The following is a 17,406-nucleotide window of genomic DNA, read 5'->3' as shown; positions in this document are numbered from 1 at the left end:
GGCCGCCGAAGTACGAGCTCGGCTCCGGTCAGTCGACCGGGAACAGCGACAGGCTCAACGTGCCTGCGTACTCACCCGGTCGCGTGTCCACCGGGGCGTCGAGCACGAGGTCGGCGCCGATGGTGGCAGACCCGACCCGGCCCTCGGGAGTCGCGGAGGCGAGCCGGCCCGGGACGACCAGGCCCTCGCCCCCGTCGAGCGCGGTCGCCCGGGCGTCACCGGCGACGAGCCCCGCGCGCGGGGTCTCGATGCGCGGCGTCCACCCCAGGTGCTTCGCGTCGAGCAGCCGCGACCCGGAGTCGAACGAGTACGCCTGCCCCGTGACCGCCCAGCCGGTGACACCGGCCTGCGTGACCGAGCGCGAGTCGGTGACCGTCACCGTCGGCAGCTGACCCCGGAACCGCAGCGCGGTGCCCGTGTTCTGCGGCCCGTCGAGCGTGACGCCCGAGCCGTCGTCGGCCACCGACAGCGCCAGGACGCCGTCCTCGCCCTCGGGGACCACGGCCCGCAGCTCCACGCCCTGCGTGGTCTCCGGGTCGCGGAACAGCCGCGGCAGCAGGTCGACGAGGTTCTTCGACCACACGTCGAACCCGTGCGGGCCCTGCGTGACGCCGGCGAACTCGTGCTCGATCCCGTTGGTCTCCAGCAGGTCCAGGAGGTCCATCGTCGCCTGGTAGGTGAAGTCGGTCTTGTCACCGGTGTAGACGCGCGCCAGCCGCGTCTCGGCGTTGACCGCGGCCGGGTCGAACTGCGGGGTGTTGAAGAACAGCCCACCCGAGAACGCGCCCATCCACCCGAACTGCCCGGGCCGGGTCAGCCACGTGTTGAGCGTGTTCATCGCGCCCATCGACAGACCGGCGATGGCCTGACCTGCGGCGTCGTCCGCGATGTTGTACTCGGCCCGCGCAGCGGGTGCGAGGTTCTCCATCAGCTCCGCGGGGAAGTCGGGCGAGTTGCCGTTGCCCATGACGACGACCATCGGGACGATCGCGCCGTCCTTGATGTAGTGGTCGAGGATCTGCGGCGCGCGGCCCACCTCGACCCAGTCGCCGTAGTTCTGCCCGCCGCCGTGGTTGAGGTACAGCACGGGGTAGGGCTCGGCCCGGTTCGGGTCGTAGCCCTTGGGCGTCCAGACGTACGCCTCGCGCTCCTCGTTGACCACCGCGCTCTGGTACGTCAGGAGGGACAGGTCGCCCCGGTCCTCCTCGGGCAGGTCGCCGAGCAGCCGGTCGGTCTCGCCCGGGACGAACAGCGGGCTCACACCGGTGAGCGTGTTGACCTTGTCCTCGGGGTCCTTCACGTCGACGCCGTCGACGACGTACCGGTAGTAGTAGAAGCCGTCGAGCGGCCCCATCGACAGGCGCCAGCGGTCGCCGACCTTGGTCATCGGGACGCGGAACCACGCGCCGTTCGGCGCCCAGTTGGCCCACACCGTGACGTCCTTCGCGTCGGCGAACTGCGTGCCCGTCTCGAAGGTCACGATGCCGTCCTCGTCGACGTGCGGGGTCGTGATCGAGCCCGTCGCCGGCGGCGTGTACTTCTCGTCCAGCGGGCGGTGACCCTCGCGCGGACCGTGGCCCGCGTCGTCCTGGAACACGCGCGACGCGAAGTCGCGCAGCCCCTCGCGCCACGTGTCCCACGTGCCACCGGTGTCGGGGTCGACGCCGTCGAACTCGTGCTCGACGCCGGCGCGCTCGAGCGTGCGCAGCAGGTCGTGCGTCTGGTTGTACGCGGGGTCGAGCACGTTGCCCACGTAGACGCGCAGACGGTCGGTGCCCTCGTTGATCTCGCGCGCCGTGGTGGCGCTGATCGAGCCGGTCAGGCGCCCGGAGAACGACCCGACCTCGCTGAAGACGCCGGGGTCCGTGCGCAGCACCGTCAGCGCGTGGTGCGCGCCGTCGCCGATGCCCGCCACGGCCTGTCCCGCCGCGTCGTCGGCCACGTTGTACGCGTCGCGCGTCGCGGTCAGGACACCGTCGAGCAGCTCGGTGCGCGGGTCGGCGCCGCGCACGTCCGCCATGACGACGACCATGTCCGCCAGCCGGCCCTCGGCCGCGAGGTTGTCGAGCACCTGCGGCGCACGACCCAGCTCGGCCCACTCCTGCGCGCTCTGCGTGCCGTCGGCCAGCAGGTACAGCACGGGGTACGCGTCGGCGCGCTCGGCGTCGTAGCCGGGCGGCGTCCACACGAGCGTCGTGCGCTCGTCGTCCGCGACGGGGCTGTCGTACGCCAGCTCGGCGACGTCGCCGCCGTTGGCCACGTCGGACATCCACTGGACCTGCGGTCCCGGGACGAAGAACGTGTTCCACGTCGGGTGCGACGTGACCGCGACCTCCGTCGAGGGGTTGCGGAACGACTTCTTGGTCCGGTCCTCGAACGTCGCCGTGTACTGGTAGTAGTACAGGCCCGGCTCGAGGATCCCGACCTGGGTCGGGTAGTCCGTGCCGCTGGGGTCCATCGCCAGGTCGGACCACGTGCCGCTCGGCCCGATGTTGCCCTGCAGCTCCATCACCGCGGGCCGCGACCCGACGATCTGCTCCACCTCCGCCTGCGGCACCGTGAACCGGTGGTACCCCTCGGGCGTCACGGACACCCACGGGTCGGGCGACGGTCCCTCCGCTGCTGCGGCCGGTGCCACGGCAGCACCTCCCATCACGAGCGCTGCACCGGTGACCACGGCTGCGGTGCGTCGGTGTCCGGCTGGTCCTCTTCGAGTCATCCCCATCGATTCCTCTCCTCTGTCGCCGACCGGCAGGTGGGCGCAGCGGACCCGCTCTCCGCGTCGAGAGCCGACCGGGATGCTTCCCCCTCCGGAAGGACGCGGACGCCCTCGACGCCCACGACGTGCCCGCAATCTGCAACGCTGCAGGAACGGGTTGTCCGAATGCTGTCGTGTCGGAGGTTTAACGTCAATACCTGCGGTTCGACCGGTTCGCGGTCGGACCTGCCGTCGGCCGCAGGCGCGGCGTGTCAGGCGCGTGCGGGCGCGGCGAGGACGCCGGACCGCAGCTCGACGACGCGGTCGGCGCGTTCCGCGACGGCCGGGTCGTGCGTCGTCACGACGGTCGTGACGCCGTGCTCGTGGGCGAGCTCGAGCAGCAGCCCGACCACGGACAGGGCGTTCTGGCTGTCGAGCTGACCGGTGGGCTCGTCGGCCAGCAGCACCTGCGGGCGCGTCGCCAGGGCCCGTGCGATCGCGACGCGCTGCTGCTGCCCGCCGGACAGCTCGTCCGGCCGCTGCGCGGCGTGCCGCGTCAGGCCGACGGCGTCGATCGCGGCCGCGACGCGCGCCCCCCGCTGCGCGGGGTCGAGCTCGAGCAGCCGCAGCGGCACCTCGACGTTCTCGGCCGCCGACAGCACGGGCAGCAGCCCGAACGTCTGGAAGACGTAGGCGATCTGCTCGCGCCGCACCCGCAGCAGCTCGGCCTCGCCGAGAGCGGTGAGGTCGGTGCCGTCGAGGTGGACCGTGCCCGACGTCGGCCGGACCAGCCCGCCGAGCGCGTGCAGCAGCGTCGACTTGCCGGACCCCGACCGGCCGCGCACGACCAGCAGCTCACCCGGCGCGGCCTCCAGGTCCACCCCGCGCAGCGCGTGGACGGCAGCGGCGCCCGCGCCGTACGTGCAGGTCAGGCCCTCGGCGCGGATCGTGCTCATGACTCCTCCTGCGGTGCCTGCGGTGCGTGCGGTGCCTGCTGTGCCTCGGCGGCGCCGGTGGACGCCTGCGTGCCCGCGTGCACGCGCACGTGGTCGGGCTCGAGCCCGAGCCGCACCCGGTCGCGCAGCCCGAGCTGCTCGACGTACTCCGTCGGCAGCTGCAGCCGCCCGGCACGGTCGATCACGGTGAACTCCTCCGCGTGCAGCCGCGCGTGCCCGTCGTCGCCGACGGCGGTGCTGCGCAGCGTCTCGCGCGACGTGCGCCCGTCGCGGATCTGCACGGTGCGCCGGACGTGGTCGGCGACCAGCGGGTCGTGCGTCACGATGAGCGTCGTCGTCCCGAAGGTCTCGTTGACGTGGCGGATCGCCTCGAGCACGTCCGCCGACGTCTCCTCGTCCAGCTCACCCGTGGGCTCGTCGGCGAGCAGCACGCGCGGCCGGTTCGCGACCGCCGTGGCGATCGCGACGCGCTGCTGCTCGCCGCCCGACAGCTCGGCCGGGCGGCGGTCGCGGCAGTGCGTCACCCCCATGACCTCGAGCAGCTCGTCGACGCGCGCCGTCCGCTCGCGCAGGCGCGCCGTGCGGGTCGCGACCATGGGCAGGGCGACGTTCTCCGCCGCGGTGAGGTACGGCAGCAGGTTGCGGGCCGTCTGCTGCCAGGCGAAGCCCACGACGTCGCGCCGGTACGCACGGCGCTGCGCGCCCGTCATGCGCAGCACGTCGCACCCGGCGACGACCGCGGTGCCCGCGGTCGGCCGGTCGAGGCCGGACAGGATGGTCAGGAGCGTCGACTTGCCCGAGCCGGAGGCCCCGACGAGCGCGACGAGGTCGCCGCGCTCGACCCGCAGGTCGAGGCCCTGCAGGGCCTGCACCTCGACACCTTCGGTGACGTAGACCCGGATGAGGTCCTCGCAGAGGATCTCCGCGTCGGCGTCCGGCGGGGTGGTCATGGTGCTCCTCCTTCTCGCAGCGGACCGGACGCGGCCGCCCGGCGGGCGGACACGGCGGCGACGAGCACGGCCGCGCCACCGAGGACGAGACCGAGCCCGCCGAGGCCGGCGACCAGGACGGGGTCGGTGGTGGCCGTCGTGGACGTGGGGGTACGGGTGAAGACGCGCAGGTCGACGACCCGCAGCACGAGCAGCGGCAGCGCGGCGGCCACGGCGACGGCCGCGGGCAGCGCCGCGGCGAGTAGCCCCAGCGACTCGCCGACCACGAGGCGACGCCGCAGCGCCCGGGGCGCACCGAGACCGGCCAGCACGCTCGCGGCGCGTTCCCTCTGCAGGGCTCCGCCGAGCAGCGACAGGCCGAGGACGAGCGCGGCGAGGGGCACGGTGACGACGCCGACGGCACCGATCGCGGACCGCAGCCCCGCAGTCAGGGCGCCCGCCCGCGCGTCGTGGATCCGGTCCGCCAGCGCGCTCACGCTCACGCGTCCGTCGAGGACGCCGGTGACGGCGGTGGCGACCGCGGCGGGGTCGGAGCCGGGCTGGAGCCCGACGAGCACGGTCTCGACGGCGCCGGCGTCGCCGGAGGGAGGTGCCCACGTCGCGTCGTCGACGACGACCCAGGCGGTGCCGCTCGCCACGCCGGGCGCCTCGCCGACGACGGCCACGGCCGCCACCGGTGCCGCGTCAGGCCCCCGTCCGATCGCGACCTCGGCACCGGCGGCGACGTCGGCCGACCGTGGCAGGAGCACGCCCGGTGGCGTGTCCCCGACGGCTGCCAGGGTGGTCAGCGGGGACCGGACGGCGGACGGCAGGGACTGCTGCACCGCGGACAGCGCGGCCGCGTCGACCACGAGCACGGACGCCACGTCCGTCCCGCCGCCGGTGCGGAGCGTCGCACGGCCCCCGTCCCGGACGGCGGCGACCGCCCGGACACCCGGCACGTCGGCGACCGCGGCCACGTCGTCGGAGGTCAGCGGTGCCCATCCCGCGACGGTCTGCAGCACGTCGAGCCGCAGGTCACCCCCGATGCGTCGCGCCGCGCTCTCCTCGGTGCTCGCGTCGACCACCGACAGCACCGTGGCCATGAGGGCGACCGTGCCGCTGGCGACGACGAGCCCGACGACCGGCACGGCCGCACCCGCGCCGGCGCGGGCGAGCTGCGCGACGACGAGGAACGGGCCGAGCCGGCGTCCCCGGCGGGCCGGCCGGTCCGCAGGCGCCAGAAGCAGCGGGTGCAGCCGCAGACCCACGGCCGCGGCGGCCACGCCGAGCAGCACCGGCAGCGCCACGAGGACGGGGTCACCGGCGTCGCGTGACGACGCGACGAGCGCGGCGGCCGTGCCCGCCGCCAGCACGACGAGCAGCTCCGCGACCCACCGCCACGGGTGGTGCGCGCGCCGCACGGGCGCGACCTGCCGGCTGCGGCGCCACGCAGCGAACGCGGCCAGGCCGGCCGTCAGGACCGTCGCCAGCGCGGGCGCGACCAGGTCCGGCACGCGCACCGGCCCCGGCACGAGGCGGAGCCCGACCACCGTGCCGACGACCCCGCCCGGCACGGTGGCGACGAGCGTCTGCGCCGCGACCAGCACCGGGAGGGCACGGGCGGACATGCCGCGGGCGCGCAGTAGCACGAGCGCAGCGCCGCGGCGCTGCGCGACGAGCACGGACCCGAGCCACAGCGCCACCCCGGCGGTGCCCAGCGCGCCGGTGGCGACGACGCCGAGCACGGCCGTGACGGCCGTCGCCCGCTGCTGAGCGGCCTCGACGGCCGCGCGGGTGTCGGACCGCAGGGCGAGGTCCGCGCGGGCACGCTCGAGGTCGGCGACGAGCCGGGCGGGATCGGCGCCGGCGACTGCCGCCGCGCGGACCGGCACCCAGTGCTGCACGTACAGCACCACGGGCGTCGTCAGCCGGGCCAGGGCGTCGGGGTGCACGACGCCCGCGGCCTGCGCGGTCCAGCCGGCGTTCTCGCTGCCGGCGTGCGTCGGGGTGAGCAGGGGACTGGTGTGGCTCCACGCGGACGACGCCGGGTCGACCGGCTCGAACGTCCCGCTGAGGCGAGCGACGACCGGCACGGACGGCTCGAGCGACGCCCGGGTCTCGCCGACCTGCCACCCGAGCGCCTCGGCGGCGACCGTGGACAGCATGACCTCGACCTCGGCCTCGACCTGGACCTCGGCGTCGAGGGCCGGGGGCGACGGGACGCGACCCTCGACGACCCGGACCCGCGCGTCGGCTCGGGGGTCGACGACCGTCGAGAGGGTCATCGCCGAGAACGGCGTGTCACGCTCGCCGAGCTCGATGGCGAACCCGGGGCCGACGACGACGTGCTCGGGCGGTCCGACGACCGACCGCAGCTCGGGACCCAGGCCGTCGACGAGCTCCTCGCCCTGGGTTGCGGCGGCCGTGAGCGCGGCGGCGAGCTCGTCGTGCGACGGCACGCCCGGCAACCACTGCGGTCGGGCACCCTCCCACGTGAGGTCCCGTGCGACGGCGTTCAGCGCGGCGACGTGCTCGACCCGGTCCTGCGCGACGACGCGGTCCACGACGCGCGGCCACGCCGTGAGCAGCGCGGTGACCAGCACCGTCGTGGTGGCGAGGGCGAGCACCGCACCGAGGTCGGTCGTGAGCTGGCGGTGCGCCAGGCGGGCGAGCGTGAGCGGCCGGGTCATGCGCGCACCCCCGTCGCGCGGGCCCGCACGCCCACGGCCGACACGACCAGGACGGCGGCCGCACCCGCCGCCGAGACGGCGAGCAGCGCCGCGAGGGCGCCGGCGTCGACCGCGGACGCCACGGCGAGCGGGGGGACGTCGGGCGTCGTGCCGCTGGTCGCCCCCACGAGCGTGGCGACGGTCAGCCGCGCGACGGCGGCACCGCCGAGGGCCCCGGCGACCGCGGCGAGCAGCACCGTGGCGCCGAGCTCGGCGGACCGGGCCCGTGCCTGCCGCGCGGGTGCGACGCCGAGCGCCAGCAGGACGCGCTCGTCCGCGGACCGGCGCCGGTCCGCCGCCCGGACGCTCACGGCGAGCCCGCCGACCGCCAGCAGCGCCGTGGCGGCGGCCGCGGCAGCGAGCAGCGTGAGCGCAGGTCGGAGCAGCGGTGCGGGTGGCGGCGCGGCGGTCGCGACCGCGTGCGGTGGGGTGCTCAGTGCGTCGACCACGGCCGCGACGAGCGTGTCCGGGCGAGCGGTGGCGACGTCCACCCAGACCTCGTGCACCGCGGGCGGGGCGGCGACGCCACCGCGCAGCAGCGCGGCCTCGATCCCGTCGAGGTCGGCCAGCAGCGCGTTCCGGTGCCCGCTGCCGGGGACCACCGGGACGACGGCCGCGACGGTCACCGGGAGGTCCGCACCGGCGACGCGCACGGTCGTCGTCCCGCCCGTGCCCAGGTCGAGCGCCGTCGCCAGGGACGCGCCGAGCGCGACCGGCAGCGGCTCGACGGCGCCGGGGGTCAGCCGCACGGGTGCGGTCGAGGCGCGGGCGGCCACCCGTCGGGGCACGTCGGCACGTCCCTGCGCCACGTCGAGCGCGACCGGCGTCGGCGCGAGCTGCCAGGCGGTCCAGGGCACGTCCCCGGGCCCGACGGCGCCGTCCCCGGCGTCGGTCGTCACGCGCGTGACCGCGACGCCGTACCCGGCGGCGCCGCGCGGTGCGACGTCGACCGCGAGGACCCGCCACGCGGTGCCCCCGGCCGGCAGCGGAGCCGTCCAGGTGTCCCGACGCGTGTCCCGTGCCAGGGCGAGCGGCGTGAGGGTCCCCGGGGCCGAGGCGACCCACGCGACGGCCCCGACGACCGGTGGCGCGTCGCCGCCGGGGTCGCCGGCCGTGGGTGTCACCTCGACGTCGAGGCGGGTCGCGGACGCCGGCAGGGGCAGCCCGTCCGCCGCACCGGACGCGAGCGCGTCGGCGAGCGAGGCGGCGCCCGCCACGGGCAGGGCTGCGCGTCCGGCCGGCGGCAGGGCGACCGTGCGCCCCTCGATGGACCCGATGGCCGTGCGGTCGACGCGGGCCGGCGCGGCCGCGGTCACCCCGGGGACCGTGGCCACCTGCGCCGCGTGCGCCCCGGCGCCGCCCGGCATGGGGTCACGCCCGAGGTCGAGGCGGATGTCCGCGCCGACCGCGGCGTCCGCGCGGTCGCGGGCGTGGGCGTGCCACGAGCCCGTGAACGCCGCGGCGACCACGGTCGTCGCGACGGTGAGCGCGACGAACGTCGCGGCGGTCGCGTGCGCCAGCGGCCGCCGGGCCACCTGCCGGGCCGCGAGGACCGCGTCCAGCGTGCGACGCCGGGACGCCGCGCGTGCGAGCAGCCCGGCGACGGGGCCCGGCAGCGTCGCCGCCAACAGCGCGACGAGCACGAGCGCGAGGGGCAGCGCCCCTGCTGCCAGCGGGTCCAGCACGGCGCGACCGGCGGCGTCCACGCGGACGGGGGACCCGCGGTCGGTCAGCCGCCAGACCGCGAGGGCCGTCGTACCCGCCAGCAGCGTGAGCGCTCCGGCCGCGAGCGAGCCGGGGACCGCACGACGACGCGTCTCGGCGCGACCGTCGGCCGTGCCCTGCCACGCCGCCGTGGCGAGCGTCGCCGTACCCACGACGACGACGGCGAGCACCCCGCCCGCCACGACGGTGCTCGGCGCGCTGCTGCCCGCCGTGGCCGTGACGAGCGTTCCGCCGACGACCGCACCGAGGACCGCGCCGAGGCTCGTGACCAGCGCACCCTCGATCGCCGACGCGCCGACGACGGCCGCGCGCGTCGTGCCGCGCGAGCGCACGAGCACGGTCTCCGGGCGGCGGGCGTCGACGAGCATGCGGGACGCCTGGCCGAACGTGAGGACCACGACGAGCGCCGTGAGCGCCGCCGCCGGCACGGACACGCCCCGGGCTGCCGCCAGGTCCGCGTCCGTGCTCGCGAGCAGCCCGCCCAGGCCACCGGTCGCCGTGACGCCGAGCACCATGACGTCGTCGTCCTCGTGGAGCACGGCCCGCGTGCCCTCGAGCGCCGTCCGCAGCCGTGCCAGGTCCGCCGGGCGCACCCGGTCGAGGTCGGGGACCACGGTCCAGTGCACCCGGACGCGCTGCGGGGCGTCCCCCAGAGCCGACCCGGCCACCAGCACCGGGTGCGCCACGGGGTCGGCACCGCCCTCCGCCTCGTCGAACCACGCGGGGTCGCGCACGTCGCGCGGCTCGTACACGGCGGCGACCACGAAGGGACGCGCGTCGTCGCCCGCACCGAGCGCGAGCGCGTCCCCGACCGCCAAGCCGGCGGACGTCGCGAGGCCGGCCGGCACGGCGACGGCGTCGGGGGCGTCCGTGGGCCACGTCCCCGCCGACGTGACGACGAGGCCGGGCTCCTGGGTGCCGATGGTGACCTCGAGCGCGTCGTCGGCGACGGAGGTCGCACCGCGCTCTCCCGCCGGGTCACCGCCCGCCGCTGCGCCGCCGGGCACGAGCGGGAGCGGCTCGGACCGCGCCGACCTGTGGACGTCGACCGGCTGGCGGCCCAGGCGCTGGGCGAGGATCCGCCGCGCCGCCGCGTCCTGCTCGTCGGGCGCACCGGAGAGCGTCGTCGTGAACCGTGTGGCGGCCGACGTCGCGGGCGCCTCGCGCAGCGCCGTCACCAGCCCGGACCGTGCCGCGACGTCGAGGTGCCCGACGATCGCGACGACGACGGCGCACGCCACCGCCGCGAGCACGCCGGCCAGCACGAGCAGCCCGCCCTGCGCCCTCGCGCGTCGGGTCAGCAGACCGCCGGTGCGCACCGCCGGAGGCTATCCGCGTCGGCGCCCCCGCAGAAGGTGTTCGCCCGGACGATCTGCGCGGACCTTCCCGGCGCGGACCCGGTCGTGGGTCTCATGCTCTCGGAGCGACCCGTGCCGTAGGCTGGCCGCACAACTCAACACGCTGCTCGAACCGCGGCGGGAGAGCTCCCGTCGGCCGCCCGCGAGGCGGCTGCGCGGGGCGCCGAAGGAGCAAGTTCCCCTCCGAATCTCTCAGGCACCCGTACCGCCGTGGCCAGGCAACTCTGGAAAGTGGCGCCGGCCAGGTCCGGTGCCCACCGACGGTGCAAGCCGGCGCGCCCCGGAGCCTCGACCCCGCGGGTCGACGCTCACGGCGGACCGGCCAAACTCTCAGGTCACCCCGTACGGGGGTGGATGACAGAGCGGGGAGCCCCTGCCCGTCCCGGTACGTGGACCGCCACATCCGGACGACCCCGTGGAGCGCCCCGTGACCGACCTCGCCGTGCCGTCCGTGCCCCCCGCCGCGCCCTCGTCCACCGCGCCCGTCCGCTCGCCCGCTGCCGACGGCTTCGCCGACCGGCACATCGGCCCCCGCGGCGACGAGACGGCCCGCATGCTCGCCGCGCTCGGCTACGACAGCCTCGACGCGCTGGTCGACGCCGCCGTGCCCGCCGCCATCCGCACGGACCGCCCGCTGGACCTGCCACCGGCTCGCTCCGAGGAGCAGGTCCTCGCCGCGCTGCGCGACGTCGCGTCGCGCAACGCCGTCCTGCGGCCCATGATCGGCCAGGGCTACTACGGCACGGTCACGCCCGCGGTGATCCGCCGCAACGTGCTCGAGTCGCCCGCCTGGTACACGGCCTACACGCCCTACCAGCCGGAGATCTCGCAGGGCCGGCTCGAGGCGCTCCTGAACTTCCAGACCGTCGTGTCCGACCTCACCGGCCTCGACGTGGCGAACGCGTCGCTGCTCGACGAGGCGACGGCCGTCGCGGAGGCGGTCGCGCTCATGTGGCGGGCGTCGCGCGCGACGACGGGCACGGTCGTGCTGGACGCCGACCTGTTCGGCCAGTCGCTGGCCGTCGCACGCGGCCGCGCCGAGGCCGTCGGCCTGCCGGTCGTCGTCGCGGACCTCGCCGACGGGCTGCCGGAGGTGGACGGGCCGCTGGTCGGCGTCGTCGTGCAGCAGGTGGGCGCGTCGGGCGCGCTGCGGGACCTGCGCCCGCTCGTCGCCGCGGCCAAGGAGCGCGGGGCTCTCGTGACCGTCGCGGCGGACCTGCTCGCGCTGACGCTCGTGGCGTCGCCGGGCGAGCTGGGGGCGGACGTCGCGGTCGGCTCGGCGCAGCGGTTCGGCGTCCCGCTGTTCGGCGGCGGCCCGCACGCGGCGTTCATGGCGGTGCGCACCGGGCTGGAGCGCACGCTGCCCGGGCGTCTGGTCGGCGTGTCCGTCGACGCCGACGGGACGCCCGCGTACCGGCTCGCGCTGCAGACCCGTGAGCAGCACATCCGCCGCGAGAAGGCGACGAGCAACATCTGCACGGCGCAGGCGCTGCTCGCGATCGTCGCGTCGATGTACGCGGTCTACCACGGCCCCGACGGGCTGCGGGCGATCGCGCGGCGGGTGCACGGCCACGCGCGAGACGTGCAGCGCGGCCTGCGCGACCTAGGCGTGACGGTCGTCCACGACGACGTCTTCGACACCGTGCGCGCGCACGTGCCGGGCCGTGCGGCGGACGTGGCACGGGCGGCTGTCGACGCTGGCATCAACGTGTGGGTCGCCGACGCGGACCACGTGCAGGTCGCGTGCGACGAGACGACGACGGCCGACGACGTGGTGGCGGTGCTGGGTGCGTTCGTCGCCGCGGGCGTCACCACGGCCGCGGTCGCGGCCGACGGGACCGTCTCCTTCGGCGCGTTCGGGGGTGGCCCCACCGAGCCGCGCGCCGAGCTGCTGCGGACCACCGGGTACCTCACGCACCCGGTGTTCCACGTGAATCGTTCCGAGACCGCGATGCTGCGCTACCTGCGCCGCCTGTCCGACAAGGACCTCGCGCTCGACCGGACGATGATCCCGCTGGGCTCGTGCACCATGAAGCTCAACGCGACGGCCGAGATGGAGCCCATCTCCTGGCCGCAGTTCGCGGACGTCCACCCCTACGCCCCGGCCGACCAGACGCAGGGCTACGCGGCCCTGGTCACCGAGCTGCAGGGCTGGCTCGCCGAGATCACGGGCTACGCCGCGGTGAGCGTGCAGCCCAACGCGGGCTCGCAGGGCGAGCTCGCCGGGCTTCTGGCCATCCACGCGTACCACGAGGCCACCCGGCCCGAGGGTGCCGAGCACCGCGACATCTGCCTCATCCCGGCCTCGGCGCACGGCACCAACGCGGCGTCGGCCGCGCTCGCGGGCCTCAAGGTCGTCGTCGTCGCGACGGCCGAGGACGGCGAGGTCGACCTCGCCGACCTGCGCGCCAAGCTCGACCAGCACGGCCCGCGCGTCGCGGCGATCATGATCACCTACCCCTCGACGCACGGCGTCTACGAGGCGCACGTGCGTGAGGTGTGCGACCTGGTCCACGCCGCCGGCGGGCAGGTCTACATCGACGGCGCCAACCTCAACGCGCTCGTCGGGCTCGCCCGCCCGGCCGAGCTCGGTGGCGACGTCTCGCACCTCAACCTGCACAAGACCTTCTGCATCCCGCACGGCGGCGGCGGCCCCGGGGTCGGGCCCGTCGCGGTTGCGGCGCACCTCGCGCCGTACCTGCCGGGCGACCCGACGCCGGGCGCGGCGGCGTCCGGCGTCGCGCCCGTCTCGGCTGCGCCGTGGGGCTCCGCCGGCATCCTGCCGATCTCGTGGGCCTACGTCGCGCTCATGGGTCCCGACGGCCTGCGCCGCGCGACCGAGACGGCCGTGCTGGCCGCGAACTACCTGGCCACGCGCCTGCGGGAGCACTACCCGGTCCTCTACGCCGGCCCGGGCGGCCTGGTCGCGCACGAGTGCATCCTCGACCTGCGTCCCCTGACGAAGGCCACGGGCGTCACCGCCGAGGACGTCGCCAAGCGCCTCATGGACTACGGCTTCCACGCGCCCACGCTGTCGTTCCCGGTCCCGGGCACCCTCATGATCGAGCCGACCGAGAGCGAGGACCTCGTCGAGCTCGACCGGTTCGTCGACGCGATGGTCGCGATCCGCGGCGAGATCGCGGGTGTCGCGGACGGCCGCTGGCCGCTGGCCGGCTCGCCGCTGCGCCAGGCGCCGCACACGGCCGCGTCCGTCAGCGCGGACGTCTGGGAGCAGCCGTACGGCCGTGAGCTGGCTGCGTTCCCCCTCGCGTCGCTGCGCGCCGACAAGTACTGGCCGCCCGTGCGCCGCATCGACGGTGCCCGCGGCGACCGGCACCTCGTCTGCTCGTGCCCGCCCGTCGAGGCGTACGCGGACGACGTGCGATGACCGCCGACCCCCGGCCCGACCTCACCACGGGAGCCCCGATGACCGAGCTGCGCTCGCCCCTGCACGACGAGCACGTCGCCCTCGGCGCGTCGCTCACCGCCTTCGCCGGCTGGCAGATGCCGCTGCGGTACACGTCCGACCTCGCCGAGCACACGGCGGTCCGCACGGCCGCCGGCCTGTTCGACCTGTCGCACATGGGGGAGATCGCCGTGACGGGGCCGCAGGCCGGCGCGTTCCTCGACCTCGCGCTCGTCGGCAACCTCACGGGCCTGCGGGTGCTCGGGGCGCGGTACACGATGATCGTCCAGCCCGACGGCGGCGTCATCGACGACCTCGTCGTGTACCGCACGGGCGACGAGGAGTACCTCGTCGTCGCCAACGCGTCGAACCACGACGTCGTGCTCGCCGAGCTGCGCGAGCGGGTGGCCGGGACGGGCCTCGACGCCCACGTCGTCGACCGCTCCGCCACGACGGCGCTCGTGGCGGTGCAGGGGCCGCGTGCGCTCGACGTGGTCGAGGCGCTGCCCGGCCTGACGGCCGATCCGGCCGGCCCCGCCGACGTGAGCCCCGCGACGCTGCGCTATTACGCGTGCCTGCCGATGCGGTTCGACGGTGCAGCCGTGCTGGTCGCACGCACCGGCTACACGGGCGAGGACGGGTTCGAGTTCTTCGTCGACGCGGCGGGCGCCCCGGCCCTGTGGCGTGCCCTGCTCGCCGCCGGTGCGGACCACGGGCTCGTCCCGGCGGGTCTGTCGGCGCGCGACTCGCTGCGGCTCGAGGCGGGCATGCCGCTGTACGGCAACGAGCTGGACCGCACGACGACGCCGCACGACGCGGGCCTCGGCCGGGTCGTCAAGCTCGACAAGGTCGACGCCGACGGTGCGCCCCTGCCCTTCGTCGGGCGGGACGCGCTCGCCGCGCGGGCGCACTCGGCACCGGCGCGCGTCCTCGTGGGGCTGCAGGGTCTGGGGCGTCGCGCGGCCCGCCACGGGTACGCCGTGCTCGCGTCCACGCAGCCCGACGCGCCGGTCGTCGGCACGGTCACGTCCGGTGCGCCGTCACCCACGCTCGGGTACCCCGTGGCGATGGCGTACGTGACCCCGGAGATGAGCGCCGAGGGCACCGAGCTCGCGGTCGACGTGCGCGGACGGCGTGAACCCGTGCGCGTGGTGCCCCTTCCCTTCTACCGTCGTCCTCGGTGACGGTCCGCCGCACCCGGTCCGCCCGCACACCCGCACCACCCGACCCGACAGGAGCCCTCATGGCCGCCGAGCTGCCCACGACGCTGGAGTACACCGCCGAGCACGAGTGGGTGGACGCGTCGTCGCCCGTCACGGTCGGCATCACGGCGGTCGCCGCCGACGCCCTGGGTGACATCGTCTTCGTCGAGCTGCCGAGCGTCGGCTCGACGATCGAGGCGGGCGCCGTCATCGGGGAGATCGAGTCGACCAAGTCGGTCTCCGAGCTGTTCTCACCGGTGTCCGGAACCGTCGTCGAGGTGAACGGAGCGGTCGTCGACGACCCTTCGCTGGTCAACGCGGACCCGTACGGCGAGGGGTGGCTGCTGCGCGTCGACGTCACGTCCACCGGCGCCCTCCTGTCGGCCGAGGAGTACGCAGCGCTCAACCCGTGAGCCGTCCGTGGGTGATGGCACCTACGGTTGGGCCGGGTGGGTGAGTGCTGGACAGTTGTCCATGCGTCCGGGTGCTTGCCCGAACGGGTGATGTGACGCACAGTGCTGGTGACGGCGTTCCGACCGCGATGTATCACGGGGCTCGGACCGCCGTCATGACAGGTGCAGCGATCGGCACCGCGGGGGGGAACTCACGGTGATTCAGAGAAACCGGCGAAAGTCGCGTCATACCCACGACGCACGCCGCTCTCATCCGGTACGCAGCCCACGCGAGCCCGGAGAGACCGGGCCCGCCGCCCACCGGAGGACATCATGAGCATGCTGGACACCCCCATGAACCCGCACATGCTGGGGGCGCACTCCCTCACCCGACGCGAGCGCGTCGTGCTGGCCGAGCTGACCGAGGACGTCACGCTCGAGGAGATCGCCACGCGGCTGTTCGTCACGCGCAACACCGTCAAGTCGCAGGTACGCAGCGTCTACCGCAAGATCGGCGCCTCCACGCGTGCCGAGGCCGTCGCGTGGGCCGAGGCGAACGGTATCCGCTGACGCGTCACCGCCCCACGGAGGGGCGGGAGGGATCCCTCCGTACCCGTACCACCAGCACGCGCGTCCCGCCCGGCCGGACCTCCCCGGCCGAGCACACGACGCGGACCGCCGGCCACATCGTCGTGATCCGGCTGTGACAGAGGACTGGCAGACTCGTTCCATGAATCCTGTGCTCGTCGTGGCAGCGGCCGTGGTCGACGACCTCGACGACCCGCAGCTCCTGCTCGCGGCGCGGCGTGCGACGCCCGCCAGTCTCGCGGGGCGCTGGGAGTTCCCCGGTGGCAAGGTCGAGCCGGGTGAGACGCCCGAGGAGGCGCTGCACAGAGAGCTGCGTGAGGAGCTGGGCGTGCGCGTCGGGCTCGGCGTCGAGCTCCTCGGCCCGGACGACGGCGCGTGGGTCCTGTCCGACCAGTACGTCATGCGGCTGTGGTTCGCCGAGGTGCTCGAGGGCGGTCCGGAGCCGCTCGTCGAGCACGACGAGCTGCGCTGGCTGCCCGCGGGCCAGTGGCTCGACGTGCCCTGGCTCGATGCCGACGTGCGGATCGTCGAGGGCCTGGTCGACTTCGTCGCGGGCTTCGCGCGCGAGGACCGGCGCTCCATGGGCCGCTCCGCCTGACGCCTGTTCGCTCTCAGCGAAATATCCGGAACTTCCACTTGGCACTCTCGGCGCGAGAGTGCTAACTGTTGACGTGTAGCCAACCGGCGGCAGAGCCGCCGGCACAGCACCGGGAGCCGGGAGGACCGGACCCACGTCGAGGAGGTGATGGGTGATGGCTACTCGTTTCGACCCGTTCCGTGAGATGGACCGTGTGCTGGCGCAGGTCATGGCGTCCGACCGCGCGTCGGCGACGATGCCGATGGACCTGTACCGCGACGGTGACCACTACGTCCTGCACGTCGACCTGCCGGGCGCCGACCCGGGCACCATCGACGTGAACGTGGACGACCGCACCCTGACCATCAGGGCGCAGCGCACGCCGCGCACCGAGAGCGACGTCCAGTGGCTCGCCAAGGAGCGGGCCGTCGGCACCTACGCCCGCCAGCTGACCGTGGGCCGCGGCCTCGCGCTCGACCGCATCAACGCGACGTACGACGACGGCGTCCTCACGCTGACCATCCCGGTGGCGGAGGAGGCCAAGCCCCGCCGTATCGAGGTCCAGCACGGCACGGCCCCGACGTCGATCGAGGCGTCCGAGCCGACACCGGCCGGCTGACAGCCCAGGCCCTCCCGGGCCTCGGCCCCTCCAACAAGCGCTGGATCGCACTCTCACCCCCCCAGGAGGGGTGTGAGAGTGCGATCCACTTGCGCGTCCGCCGCCGCTGTGGGCCCCCCAGGAGGGGTGTGAGAGTGCGATCCAGTTGCGCGTCCGTCACCGCTGTGGGCCCCCCAGGGGGGGTGTGAGAGTGCGATCCAGTTGCGCGTCCGCCGCCGCTGTGG

11 protein-coding genes and 1 riboswitch are annotated in these 17,406 nt (G+C 75.4%); of the genes, 6 read left to right on the top strand and 5 right to left on the bottom strand.

What is annotated here, in order from left to right:
• Positions 1–28 precede the first annotated feature (28 nt).
• The 5 genes from IR158_RS09675 to IR158_RS09655 all read right to left on the bottom strand — a co-directional run bounded on the left by IR158_RS09675 (position 29) and on the right by IR158_RS09655 (position 10,359).
• Positions 29–2,638, bottom strand: coding sequence for an alpha/beta hydrolase-fold protein (locus IR158_RS09675; protein ID WP_291812430.1), 2,610 nt, complete (start codon positions 2,636–2,638; stop codon positions 29–31).
• Positions 2,639–2,970: 332 nt separating this feature from the next.
• Positions 2,971–3,654 (bottom strand): ABC transporter ATP-binding protein, encoded by a 684-nt coding sequence (locus IR158_RS09670; RefSeq protein ID WP_291812428.1) that lies wholly within the window; start codon positions 3,652–3,654, stop codon positions 2,971–2,973.
• A complete protein-coding gene (locus IR158_RS09665) occupies positions 3,651–4,604 on the bottom strand; it encodes an ABC transporter ATP-binding protein (RefSeq protein WP_291812426.1) in 954 nt (317 codons plus the stop codon). The genes IR158_RS09670 and IR158_RS09665 overlap by 4 nt, the downstream gene beginning before the upstream one ends.
• Positions 4,601–7,276 carry a hypothetical protein gene (locus IR158_RS09660; RefSeq protein WP_291812425.1) on the bottom strand — a complete coding sequence of 892 codons (2,676 nt, stop codon included), beginning with the start codon at positions 7,274–7,276 and terminating at the stop codon, positions 4,601–4,603. The genes IR158_RS09665 and IR158_RS09660 overlap by 4 nt, the downstream gene beginning before the upstream one ends.
• Positions 7,273–10,359 carry a hypothetical protein gene (locus IR158_RS09655; protein WP_291812423.1) on the bottom strand — a complete coding sequence of 1,029 codons (3,087 nt, stop codon included), beginning with the start codon at positions 10,357–10,359 and terminating at the stop codon, positions 7,273–7,275. Before IR158_RS09655 ends, IR158_RS09660 begins: the two co-directional genes overlap by 4 nt.
• Before the next feature lie 147 nt (positions 10,360–10,506).
• Positions 10,507–10,616, top strand: a riboswitch (glycine riboswitch).
• 233 nt (positions 10,617–10,849) lie between these two features.
• Between IR158_RS09655 and gcvP the strand changes: the two genes are divergently transcribed.
• The 6 genes from gcvP (at position 10,850) to IR158_RS09625 (ending at position 17,182) form a co-directional block, all read left to right on the top strand.
• Positions 10,850–13,786, top strand: a complete 2,937-nt coding sequence (gene gcvP, locus IR158_RS09650) for an aminomethyl-transferring glycine dehydrogenase (protein ID WP_291813347.1) — start codon at positions 10,850–10,852, stop codon at positions 13,784–13,786.
• 38 nt (positions 13,787–13,824) lie between these two features.
• On the top strand, positions 13,825–14,988 hold the full coding sequence (gene gcvT / locus IR158_RS09645) for a glycine cleavage system aminomethyltransferase GcvT (protein WP_291813345.1): 1,164 nt from the start codon (positions 13,825–13,827) through the stop codon (positions 14,986–14,988).
• Positions 14,989–15,047: 59 nt separating this feature from the next.
• The gene (gene gcvH / locus IR158_RS09640; RefSeq protein WP_291813344.1) at positions 15,048–15,419 is read left to right on the top strand and encodes a glycine cleavage system protein GcvH; all 372 of its coding nucleotides are present in this window, start codon (positions 15,048–15,050) and stop codon (positions 15,417–15,419) included.
• Positions 15,420–15,731: 312 nt separating this feature from the next.
• Positions 15,732–15,968 carry a helix-turn-helix transcriptional regulator gene (locus tag IR158_RS09635; RefSeq protein WP_291812422.1) on the top strand — a complete coding sequence of 79 codons (237 nt, stop codon included), beginning with the start codon at positions 15,732–15,734 and terminating at the stop codon, positions 15,966–15,968.
• Between the two features lie 160 nt (positions 15,969–16,128).
• Positions 16,129–16,584 carry an NUDIX domain-containing protein gene (locus IR158_RS09630; RefSeq protein WP_291812420.1) on the top strand — a complete coding sequence of 152 codons (456 nt, stop codon included), beginning with the start codon at positions 16,129–16,131 and terminating at the stop codon, positions 16,582–16,584.
• 154 nt (positions 16,585–16,738) lie between these two features.
• Positions 16,739–17,182, top strand: coding sequence for an Hsp20/alpha crystallin family protein (locus tag IR158_RS09625; protein ID WP_291812418.1), 444 nt, complete (start codon positions 16,739–16,741; stop codon positions 17,180–17,182).
• Positions 17,183–17,406: the final 224 nt, after the last annotated feature.

It is taken from the genome of Cellulomonas sp., from assembly GCF_015234515.1.
Lineage (GTDB): Bacteria > Actinomycetota > Actinomycetes > Actinomycetales > Cellulomonadaceae > Cellulomonas.
Note: the sequence above shows the minus strand (reverse complement) of the source record. Positions and strands in the feature narration are given on the sequence as shown.

Bases quoted from the DNA above. Each gene is read 5' to 3' on its own strand.
- IR158_RS09670 (WP_291812428.1), bottom strand. From the start codon at position 3,654: ATGAGCACGATCCGCGCCGAGGGCCTGACCTGCACGTACGGCGCGGGC.
- IR158_RS09665 (WP_291812426.1), bottom strand. From the start codon at position 4,604: ATGACCACCCCGCCGGACGCCGACGCGGAGATCCTCTGCGAGGACCTC.
- IR158_RS09660 (WP_291812425.1), bottom strand. From the start codon at position 7,276: ATGACCCGGCCGCTCACGCTCGCCCGCCTGGCGCACCGCCAGCTCACG.
- gcvT (WP_291813345.1), top strand. From the start codon at position 13,825: ATGACCGAGCTGCGCTCGCCCCTGCACGACGAGCACGTCGCCCTCGGC.
- gcvH (WP_291813344.1), top strand. From the start codon at position 15,048: ATGGCCGCCGAGCTGCCCACGACGCTGGAGTACACCGCCGAGCACGAG.
- IR158_RS09635 (WP_291812422.1), top strand. From the start codon at position 15,732: ATGAGCATGCTGGACACCCCCATGAACCCGCACATGCTGGGGGCGCAC.
- IR158_RS09630 (WP_291812420.1), top strand. From the start codon at position 16,129: ATGAATCCTGTGCTCGTCGTGGCAGCGGCCGTGGTCGACGACCTCGAC.
- IR158_RS09625 (WP_291812418.1), top strand. From the start codon at position 16,739: ATGGCTACTCGTTTCGACCCGTTCCGTGAGATGGACCGTGTGCTGGCG.